Annotated in this window: 1 protein-coding gene; it reads right to left on the bottom strand. The window is 77.1% G+C overall.

The window, feature by feature from the left end:
• Positions 1-4: 4 nt before the first annotated feature.
• Positions 5-11326, bottom strand: a complete 11322-nt coding sequence (locus ACZ5NJ_RS21540; RefSeq protein WP_468766694.1) for a type I polyketide synthase — start codon at positions 11324-11326, stop codon at positions 5-7.
• Positions 11327-11336: the final 10 nt, after the last annotated feature.

The following is an 11336-nucleotide window of genomic DNA, read 5'->3' as shown; positions in this document are numbered from 1 at the left end:
GTGGTCAGGGGCCGTCGAGCTCCTCGTCGACGAGCGCGAAGATGTCGTCGACGGTGGCGCTGCGCAGCCGCTCGTCGGAGCTGTCGCCGGGGGTGGGGGCGGACCCTTCGGTGAAGGCCGCGAGCACCCCCTGCAGACGGGTCCTGACCCGGGAGCGGACGAGGGCGTCGTCGGCTCCGACGGCGGCGAGGAGCTCCTCCAGCCGGTCGAGTTCCCCGAAGACGGACACCGCCGGCGAGGCCGGGGCCGGCTCGGGTGCCAGGTCGGCGCCGATGCGGGCGGCGAGGGCCACGGGCGTGGGGCAGTCGAAGACGAGGGTGGCGGGCAGCCGCAGTCCGGTGGCGGAGTTCAGGCGGTTGCGCAGCTCCACCGAGGTGAGGGAGTCGAAGCCCAGCACCTTGAACTCCCGGTCGCGGTCCACCTCGCGGGGGCCGCCGAGGCCGAGGACGGCCGCCACCTGGGTACGCACCAGGTCCAGCAGGGCGCCGTCCCGTTCGGGCCCGGACAGGCGGGCCAGCCGCTCGCGCAGGGCGTCCGGGCCGCCGCCGGGTACCGATTCCCGGGCGGTGCGCCGGGCGGCGGGGCGCAGCAGGCCGCGCAGCACCGCCGGTACGGCCCGTTCGGCGTCGGGGCCCGCCGCGGCCGGGGCCGCGGTGGCGAAGCGTACGGGTACGGCGACGGCCCGCTCCCCGGTCCGGGCCGCGTCGAACAGGGCGAGGCCCTCCGCCGCGCCGAAGGGGACCAGCCCGGAGCGGGCCATCCGGTCCTGCCCGGAGGCGTCCATGTCCGAGGCCATGCCGCCTTCGGCCCAGGGGCCCCAGGCCAGCGAGGTGGCGGGCAGGCCGGCCGCGGCGCGGCGCTGGGCGAGGGCGTCGAGGAAGGCGTTGGCGGCGGCGTAGTTGCCCTGGCCGGCGCTGCCCAGGGTCGCGGCGACGGAGGAGAACAGCACGAAGGCGGACAGGTCGGCGGCGCGGGTGAGTTCGTGCAGGTGGAGCGCGGCGTCCACCTTGGGGCGCAGCACGGCCTCCAGCCGCTCGGGGGTGAGGGAGGTGACCAGGCCGTCGTCGAGGACTCCGGCGGCGTGGATCACGGCGGTCAGCGGCCGGTCGTCGGGGACGGCCGCCAGCAGGGCGGCGAGCGCGTCCCGGTCGGCCGTGTCGCAGGCGGCGAGGGTGACCGTACGCGCGCCCGCGGCGAGGAGTTCCTCGCGCAGCGCTCCGGCCCCGTCGGCGGCGGGGCCGCGCCGGCTGGTGAGCAGCAGGTGGCGGGCGCCGTGCGCGGCGACCAGGTGGCGGGCGACGAGCCCGCCCAGCGCCCCGGTGGCGCCGGTGACGAGGACGGTGCCGTCGGGGTCGGGGGCGGCGGGGACGGTGAGGACGAGCTTGCCGATGTGCCGGGCCTGGCTCAGGTGGCGCAGGGCGGCCGGCGCCTGCCGGACGTCCCAGCAGGTGACGGGCAGGGGCCGCAGGTGCCCGGCCTCGAACAGGGCGACGAGCTCGTGGAGCATGGCGCCGATCCGGTCGGGGCCGGCCTCGATGGTGTCGAAGGCGGTGTATGCGGCGCCCCGGTGCTCCTCGGCGACCTGCCGGGGGTCGCGGACGTCGGTCTTGCCCATCTCCAGGAACCGGCCGCCGTCGGCGAGGGTGCGCAGCGAGGCGTCGACGTACTCCCCGGCGAGGGAGTTGAGGACGACGTCCACGCCGCGGCCGGCGGTCGCGGTGCGGAACCGCTCCTCGAAGGCGAGGTCGCGGGAGGAGGCGAGGTGGCCGCGGTCCAGGCCGCCCGTGGCCGTCAGGGCCGCCCATTTGCCGGGCCCGGCGGTGCCGTAGACCTCGGCACCGAGGTGGCGGGCGAGCTGGGTGGCGGCCATGCCGACGCCGCCCGCCGCCGAGTGCACCAGGAGCGTCTGTCCGGCCCGCAGGCCGGCCAGGTCGACCAGGGCGTAGTAGGCGGTCAGGAAGACGACGGGCACCGAGGCGGCCTCGGTGAAGGTCCAGCCGTGCGGGATCCGCGCCACCATCCGGTGGTCGGCGACGGCGAGCGGGCCGAACGACTCGGGGACCATGCCGAACACCCGGTCCCCCGCGGCCAGGCCGGGCGTGCCGGGTCCGGTCTCGACGACGACGCCGGCGGCCTCGCTGCCGAGGGCGGCCTCGCCGGGGTACATGCCGAGGGCGATCAGGGCGTCGCGGAAGTTGACGCCGGCGGCGCGTACCGCGATCCGGACCTGGCCCTCGCCGAGCGGGGCGGTCGCGGCGGGGTTCTCGGTGAGCGCGAGGGCGTCGAGCGTGCCGGTGGCGCCCGCGGCGCCGGTGGTCAGCCGCCAGCCGGCCGCCCCGGGGGCGGGGCGCAGGGCGTCGGCGGCGCTCCGGCGGGCGAGCCGGGGGACGTGAGCGGTGGTGCCGCGCAGGGCGAACTGCGGTTCCCCGGTGGTCAGCACGGCGGCGAGCAGCCGCTCCTCCGCCTCGGGGCCTGCGGGGGCGTCCGGGCCCGCGGGGGCATCCGGGGCTGCGGACGTTTCCGGGTCCCGGGGGGGCAGGTCCGCGAGGATCAGGCGGTCGGGGTGTTCCGACTGGGCGGAGCGGGCCAGGCCCCACAGGGCGCTCTGGGCCGGGTCGGCGACGGTGGCGCCGGGTTCGGGGGCGACGGCGCCGCGGGTCAGCAGTACCAGCCGGGAGCCCGCGGTCCGGTCGTCTTCGAGCCAGGTGCGCAGGAGGGCGAGGCCCTCCCGGGTCACCGTGTGGACCCGCTCCGCTTCCGACGCGTCGCGGGCGCCGCTCGGTGCCGGCACCAGGACGGTGTCCGCGAGCCGGTCCGGGCCGCCGGGGGCGTCCAGGAGCGCGAGCAGGCCCGCACGGTCCTCGACCCGGGTGAGGGGGGCGGGGGTGTCCGCGGGGGTGTCCCGGGGGCCCGGCGGCAGGGCGGGCCAGTCCAGCCGGTACAGCGCGTCCTGGTGCTCGACGCCTCCGGCGCCCGGCAGCTGATCGGCCGTCACGGTCCGCAGGACCAGGGAGTCGACGGAGACGACCGCCCGGCCGGTGCCGTCGGCGGCGAACAGGGAGACCGTGTCCGGGCCGGGCGAGGTCAGCCGGACCCGCAGGGCGGTGGCGCCGGTCGCCTCCAGCCGTACGCCGCTCCAGGCGAACGGGATGCGCCCCCGGCCGGTGTCGGGCAGCAGGCCGCCCAGGCCCACGGCGTGCAGGGCCGAGTCCAGCAGCGCCGGGTGGACGCCGAAGCCCTCGGCGGTGGTGTCCTCGGGCAGGGAGACCTCGGCGAACAACTCCGCGCCGCGCCGCCACAGGGCCCGGAGCCCCTGGAAGAGCGGGCCGTAGCCGAAGCCGAGCTCGGTCAGGCGCGCGTAGGAGCCCTCCAGGGGGACGGGCCGGGCGTCGGCGGGCGGCCACTGCGCGAGGTCCTCCGCGATCCCGGCGCCGGCGGCCCGCGGGGCGAGTACGCCGACCGCGTGGACCGACCAGGGCGCGTCCGGGTCCGCCCCGTCCGGCCGGGAGTGGACGCCGACGCTGCGGCGCCCGTCGCCGTCGGGGCCCGCCACCACGACCTGGATCCGGACCGCGCCCTCGGCGGGCAGGACCAGCGGGGTCTGCAGGGTGAGCTCCTCGACCAGGTCGCATCCGGTCTCGTCGGCGGCCCGGACCGCGAGGTCCACCAGGGCCGTGCCGGGGAGCAGGACCGCTCCCATCACCTGGTGTTCCGCCAGCCAGGGCTGGGCCGCGAGGGAGAGCCTGCCGGTCAGGACGGCGCCTTCACCGCCGGCGAGGGCGACGGCCGCGCCCAGCAGCGGGTGGCCGGCGGGGCCCAGTCCGGCGCCCGCGAGGTCGCCCGCGGCGGGCCCGGCGTCCAGCCAGTAGCGGCGGCGCTGGAAGGCGTAGGTGGGCAGGTCGACGCGGTGGGCGCCCCGGCCGGCGAGGACCGCGGTCCAGTCCACCGGGGTGCCCCGGACGTGCAGTTGGGCGAGGGCGGTGAGCACCGCCGTCTCCTCCGGCCGGTCCGCCCGCAGTGCCGCGACCGCTGTCCGGCCGCCGTCGAGGAGGCCCGCGGCCAGGGCCGTGAGCACGCCTCCCGGGCCGATTTCCAGGAAGGTGTCCGCGCCCTCGTCCTCCAGTGCCCGGACGGCGTCCGCGAAGCGCACCGCCTCACGGACGTGGCGCACCCAGTACTCCACGGAGCAGAACTCCTCCGTCGGCACCGGGCCGCCCGTCAGCGTCGAGACCACCGGCAGCACCGGGGTCCCGAACGACACCGCCTCCACCGCCGTGCGGAAGTCGGCCAGCACGGGCTCCATCAGCGGCGAGTGGAAGGCGTGGGAGACCGTGAGGGCCTTGGTCCTGCGGCCTTCGGCGGACAGCTTCGCGACGACCTGCGCCACGGCCGCCTCGGCGCCGGAGAGCACCACCGAGGACGGTCCGTTGACGGCCGCCACCCCCACCGCGTCCTCGAACCCGGCGAGCAGTGCGCGGACTTCGGTCTCCGAGGCCTCGACGGCGACCATCGCACCGCCCTCGGGGAGGGCCTGCATCAGCCGGCCGCGCGCCGCCACCAGGGCCGCGGCGTCCTCCAGCGAGAGCACACCGGCCACGTGGGCGGCCGCGAACTCGCCGATGGAGTGGCCCGCGACGACGTCGGGGCGCACGCCCCACGACTCCACCAGCCGGAACAGCGCCACCTCGACCGCGAACAGCGCGGGCTGGGTGAACCGCGTCTCGTGCAGCGTGTCCGCGTCCTCGGCGAAGACCACCTCCCGCAGCGGCCGGTCCAGGTGCCCGTCCAGGTGGGCGCAGACCTCGTCGAACGCGTCGGCGAACACCGGGTGGGAGGCGTACAGTCCGCGCCCCATACCGGGCCGCTGGCTGCCCTGGCCCGAGAACAGGAACGCCGTCCTGGGCGGGGAGCCGGCCGTGCCGCGGACCGTCGTGTCCGCCCGCGCGGCCGGGTCGTCCGAGGCGAGGGCGCGCAGCGCGGGCAGGAAGTCCTCGCGCCGCGTGCCGAGGACCACGGCCCGGTGGTCCAGCGCGGCGCGGGCGCTCGCCAGGGTGAGGGCCACGTCCGCCGGTTCCGCGGCGGGGTGGCGTTCGATGTGGTCGAGGAGGCGTGCGGCCTGCTCGCGGAGGGCTTCGGGGCCGGTTCCGGAGAGCGGCCAGGCGACCGGCCCTGGTGCGGGGCGGGCGGCGGCGGGACCGGGGGTCCGCGCGGGCGGCTGCTCGATGATGACGTGGGCGTTGGTGCCGCTGACCCCGAAGGAGGAGATGCCGGCCCGCCGGACGCGGTCCGTGCCGGCCGTCCAGTCGACGGCCTCGGTCAGCAGCTCGACGGCGCCGGCCGACCAGTCCACGTGCGGGGTCGGCGCGTCGACGTGCAGCGTCCTGGGCAGGACGCCGTGGCGCAGGGCCTCGACCATCTTGATGATCCCGCCGACCCCGGCGGCCGCCTGGGTGTGCCCGATGTTGGACTTGAGGGAGCCCAGCCACAACGGCCGCCGCCCGTACCGGTCCTGACCGTACGTCGCCAGCAGCGCCTGCGCCTCGATGGGGTCGCCCAGGACGGTGCCGGTGCCGTGCGCCTCGACCGCGTCCACGTCCGCCGGTGCCAGTCCGGCGTCCGCGAGGGCCTGGCGGATCACGCGTTGCTGGGCGGGCCCGTTGGGGGCGGTGAGCCCGTTGGAGGCACCGTCCTGGTTGATCGCCGAGCCCCGTACGAGGGCCAGCACGGGGTGGCCGAGGCGGCGGGCGTCGGAGAGCCGCTCCACCAGCAGCAGGCCCACGCCCTCGCCCCAGCCGGTGCCGTCGGCGGCGGCCGCGAAGGACTTGCAGCGGCCGTCGGCGGCCAGCCCGCGCTGCCGGCTGAACTCGATGAAGGCGTTGGGGCTGGACATCACGGTCACCCCGCCCGCCAGGGCGAGGTCGCACTCGCCGCGCCGCAGCGCCTGCGCGGCGAGGTGGAGGGCGACCAGGGAGGAGGAACAGGCCGTGTCCACGGTGAGCGTGGGCCCCTCCAGCCCGAAGGAGTAGGCGATGCGCCCGGAGACGACGCTGGCGGAGCTGCCGGTGCCGATGTAGCCCTCCAGGTCCTGGGGGACGCTCCGCAGGCGGGAGGCGTAGTCCTGGTAGCCGGAGCCGATGAACACGCCGGTGGCGGTGCCGCGCAGGGAGGTGGGATCGAGGCCGCCGCGTTCGAAGGCCTCCCAGGCGGTCTCCAGGAGCAGCCGCTGCTGCGGGTCCATCGCCAGGGCCTCGCGCGGGGAGATGCCGAAGAAGGAGGGGTCGAAGTCGGCGACGTCGTAGAGGAAGCCGCCGTCGCGGGCGTATGTGGTGCCCGGCCGGTCGGGGTCGGGGTCGTAGAGGGAGTCCAGGTCCCACCCGCGGTCGGCGGGGAAGCCGCCGACCGCGTCGCGGCCCTCGGCGACGAGGCGCCAGAGGTCCTCGGGGGTGCGCACCTCGCCGGGGTAGCGGCAGCTCATGGCGACGATCGCGAGGGGTTCGGTGTCGTCGGCGGTCCGGACGGCAGCCGTGGGCGCCGGGTCGGCCGCGGTGCGGCCGGTGACGGCGGCGGTCAGTTCGGACAGCAGGTGGGCGGCCAGGGCGGCCGGGGACGGGTGGTCGAAGACGAGGGTGGCCGGGAGCCGGACCCCCGTCGTCCTGGCGAGGCGGCCCCGCAGCTCCACGGCGGTGAGGGAGTCGAAGCCCAGTTCGCGGAAGGCCCGGTCGGCGGGGACCGCCTCCGGGTCCTGGTGGCCGAGCACCGCGGCGGCCTCGGCGCGCACCAGGGCGAGGACGGCCCGGGCCTGTTCGGCGGCGGGCAGGGCGGTGGTGCGGCGGGCGAACGCGGGGACCTCTCCGTCGCCCGGACCGTCGGACGCCGCCGCGCGGGCCGCCTCGGCGAGGGCCGTGGCGGCCTCGGGGATCGTGGTGAGCAGCGGGCTGAGCCGCAGCAGCGTGAAGGAGGGCGCGAAGCGCTCCCAGGCGACGTCCGCGACCGTGACCGCCGTCTCGTCGCGGTCGAGGGCGGCGCGCAGGGCGGCGATGGCCGACGGCGGGTCGAGGGCGGGCAGCCCGCGCCGGTGCAGCCGGTCCTCGGCGTCGCCGTCCTCGACCATGCCACCGCCGGCCCAGGGGCCCCAGGCCACGGCGGTGGCGGTGAGCCCGCGGGCCCTGCGGTGTTCGGCGAGGGCGTCGAGGGAGGCGTTGGCGACCGCGTACGCCGCCTGGCCGGCCGCACCCCAGACGCCGGAGATCGACGAGAAGAGGACGAAGGCGTCCAGCGGCCGGGCTCCTGACCGTTCGGCCAGCAGCTCGTCGAGGTGCCGGGCGCCGGCCGTCTTGCCGGCGAGGACCGCGGCGAACTCCTCGGGGGTGGTGTCGGCCAGCAGGGCCGGGGTGCCGGTGCCGGCGGCGTGGACGACGGCGGTGAGGGGGTGTTCCGGCGGGAGGCCGGCGAGCAGCCGGGCCACGGCTTCCCGGTCGGCGACGTCGCAGGCCTCGATGGTGACCCGGGCGCCGAGGGCCTCCAGTTCGGTGCGGAGCGCGTCCGCGCCGGCCGCGTCCGCTCCGCGGCGGCTGGTGAGGACCAGGTGGTCCGCTCCGGCGCCGGCGAGCCAGCGGGCGACATGGGCGCCGAGGGCTCCGGTGCCGCCGGTGATCAGGACGGTGCCGTGGGGCCGCCAGGCCTCCTCGGGGGCGGCGGGTGCGCCGGCCCGGTCCTGGGGGGCGCGCAGCAGACGGCGTGCGAGGACGCCGGTGCCGCGTACGGCCAGCTGGTCCTCGTCGGCGTGGGTGCCGGCGAGGACGGCCGCGAAGCGCCGGGCGGCGCGGTCGTCGAACAGCTGTGGGAGGTCGACCAGTCCGCCCCAGCGTCCGGGGTGTTCGAGCGCGGCGGTCCGGCCGAGGGCCCAGACCGCCGCCTGGTGGGGGCTGCGCAGCGGGTCGGCGGGACCGGTGGAGACGGCGCCGCGGGTGGCGCACCACAGGGGGGCGTCGATGCCCGCGTCGCCGAGGCCCTGGATCAGGGCGAGGGTCGCGGCGAGCCCTTCCGCCAGCACGGGGTGGGCCCGGTGCGGCTGTTCGTCCAGGGCCAGCAGGGAGAGGACCCCGTCGACGGTGTGCGCGGCGGCGGTGGTGCGCAGCAGGTCGGCGAGTGCCTCGCGGCCGGTGCCGGCTTCCACCGTCACGGGGCGTACGGTCGCGCCGTGCTCCTCCAGGGCGCGCAGGGCGTCGGCCGTCCACGGGTCGTCGCCGGCCGGGCGGGCGGCGGGGACGACGGCCAGCCAGGTGCCGGCGGGGCCTGCGGGCGTGGTGGTGGGGGCGGGCGCGGGCTGCCAGGCGGTGCGGTAGCGCCGGCCGTCGAGGGTGGAGCGCTCCCGGTGGGTGCGGCGCCACAGGGACAGGGCGGGCAGGACGGAGCTGAGGGGGGCGTCGTCGGTGAGGCCGAGTCGCTGCGCGAAGGCGGCGAGGTCGGCGCGGTCCACGGAGTCCCAGAACCCGGCCTCGGCGGGGTCGGCGGCCGGGGCGGCGCCGTCGGCGGGCCGGCCGGAGAAGGCCGTGGACTCCAGCCAGTAGCGGCGGCGCTGGAAGGCGTAGGTGGGCAGGTCGTGGAGGGCGGGGCGGTCGTCGCGGGCGCCGGACAGCGCGGTCGGGTCGACCGGGACGCCGTGGACGTGCAGCAGGGCCAGCGCGGAGGCCGCGGCCTGCTCCTCGGCACGGTCCGCGCGCAGCAGGGGCACGACGTGCGCGGAGTCGGCGTCCAGCAGGGGCCGGGCCAGGCCGGACAGGATGCCTCCGGGCCCGACCTCGACGAACACGGAGGCTCCGGCCTCCGCGAGGGTTCCCACCGCGTCGGCGAACCGGACGGCCGCGCGCACCTGGTCCACCCAGTAGCCGGGGTCGGCGAGTTCGGCGGCCGTCAGGCGGCGGCCCGTCACGGTGGAGACCACGGGCAGGGCCGGTGCGGCGAAGGGGACGGCTTCCACGAGGGTGCGGAAGTCGTCGAGCATCGGTTCCATGAGCGGGGAGTGGAAGGCGTGGGAGACGGTGAGGGCCTTGGTCTTGCGGCCCTCCGCCGTAAGCTTCCCCGCCAGCTCCGCCACCGCGTCCCCGGCACCCGAAAGCACCACCGAGGAAGGCCCGTTGACGGCGGCGATGCCCACACGGTCCTCGAACCCCGGCAGCAGGGCCCGCACCTCCTCCTCCGAGGCCTCCACCGCCACCATCACTCCCCCGGAGGGAAGGTCCTGCATCAGCCGGCCCCGCGCCGCGACCAACCGCGCCGCATCATCCAGCGACAGCACCCCCGCGACGTGCGCCGCCGCGAACTCACCGACCGAATGCCCCGCCACGAAGTCCGGGCGCACACCCCACGACTCCACCAACCGGAACAGGGCCACCTCCACGGCGAACAACGCCGGCTGCGTGTACGCCGTCCGGTTCAACAGCTCGACGTCCTCACCGAACACCACCTCCCGCAAAGGCAGTTCGAGATGCGGATCCAGGGCCGCACAGGCGGCGTCGAAAGCCTTGGCGAACACCGGGAACGCGGCGTGCAGTTCACGCCCCATACCCAGGCGCTGGCTGCCCTGCCCGGAGAACAGGAACGCCGTCTTGGCCTTGCGGGGCGCGCTGCCCTCGAAGGCCCGGCCTGTCGGCTCCCGGCGGGCGAAGGCGGTGAGGGCGGTGAGCAGTTCGTCGCGGTCGCGCCCCACCACGGCCGCCCGGTGGGGCAGGTGGGCGCGGGTCGTGGCGAGGGCGTGCCCGATGTCGGCGGGGTCGGTGTGCGGGTGTTCCCGCACGTACGCCAGCAGGCGCCGGGCCTGCTCGGGGAGGGCCTCCGGGGTGCGGGCGGAGAGGGGCCACAGCAGCGGGGTGCGGTCCGGTCCGGCGGACCCGGTGGCCGCCGGGGCGGGGGTGTCGGCGGTCGTCGGCCCGTCCGGGTCGGGGGCCGGCAGTTCGAGGACGACGTGGGCGTTGGTGCCGCTGACCCCGAAGGAGGAGACGCCGGCGCGGCGCGGGCCGTCCGTCTCCGGCCAGGGCTCGGCCTCCGTCAGCAGGCGGACGGCGCCCGCCGTCCAGTCCACGTGCGGGGACGGCTCGTCCAGGTGCAGGGTGGCGGGCAGGATGCCGTGCCGCATCGCCATGACCATCTTGATGACGCCGGCCACTCCGGCCGCCGCCTGGGTGTGGCCGATGTTCGACTTGAGGGCGCCCAGCAGCAGCGGCCGGCCGGCGGGGCGGTCCTGGCCGTACGTCGCGAGGAGGGCGTGGGCCTCGATCGGGTCGCCGAGCGAGGTGCCGGTGCCGTGCGCCTCGACGGCGTCCACCTCGGCCGCGGTGAGCCGCGCGTCGGCCAGGGCCTGGCGGATGACCCGCTGCTGCGCCGGGCCGCTGGGGGCGGTCAGCCCGTTGGACGCGCCGTCCTGGTTGACCGCGCTGCCGCGGAGCACGGCCAGGACGCGGTGGCCGCCCCGGCGGGCGTCGGAGAGGCGCTCGACGAGCAGCATGCCGACGCCCTCGCTCCAGCCGGTGCCGTCGGCGGCGGCCGAGAAGGGCTTGCAGCGGCCGTCGGCGGCCAGCCCGCGCTGGCGGCTGAACTCCATGAAGGCACCGGGTGTGGACATCACCGTCACCCCGCTGACCAGGGCGAGCGTGCACTCGCCCTTGCGGAGCGCCTGGGCGGCGAGGTGCAGGGCGACGAGGGAGGAGGAGCAGGCCGTGTCGACGGTCACCGCGGGGCCTTCGAGGCCGAAGGTGTAGGCGAGCCGTCCGGAGATCACGGCGGCGGCGTTGCCCGTGCCGAGGTAGCCGTCGAAGTCCTCCGGGGAGGTGGACAGGCGGGCGTAGTCCTGGCCGTTGGTGCCGGCGAAGACGCCCGTGCGGGTGCCGCGCAGCGTCGCCGGGTCGATGCCGGCCCGCTCGAACGCCTCCCAGGCGGTTTCGAGCAGCAGCCGCTGCTGCGGGTCCATCATCAGGGCCTCGCGGGGGGAGATCCCGAAGAATCCGGCGTCGAACTCGCCCACGCCGTCGAGGAATCCTCCGTGGCGGACGTAGCAGGTGCCGGCGTGGTCCGGGTCGGGGTCGTAGAGCGCGTCCAGGTCCCAGCCCCGGTCGGCGGGGAAGCCGGATATCGCGTCGCCGCCCTCCGCGAGGAGGCGCCACAGCTCCTCGGGGGAGCCGATGCCGCCGGGGAAGCGGCAGCTCATCGCGACGATGGCGATGGGCTCGCTGGCTTCGGCCGTCATCTTGCGGTTCTGGCGGCGCAGCCGCTCGGTCTCCTGGAGGGAGGCGCGCAGTGCCTGGACGATCTTGTCGTTCGATGTGGTCATGATGTGCTCC

The organism is Streptomyces sp. NPDC032091 (genome assembly GCF_055580265.1).
This window is presented reverse-complemented; position numbering and strand designations above follow the sequence as displayed.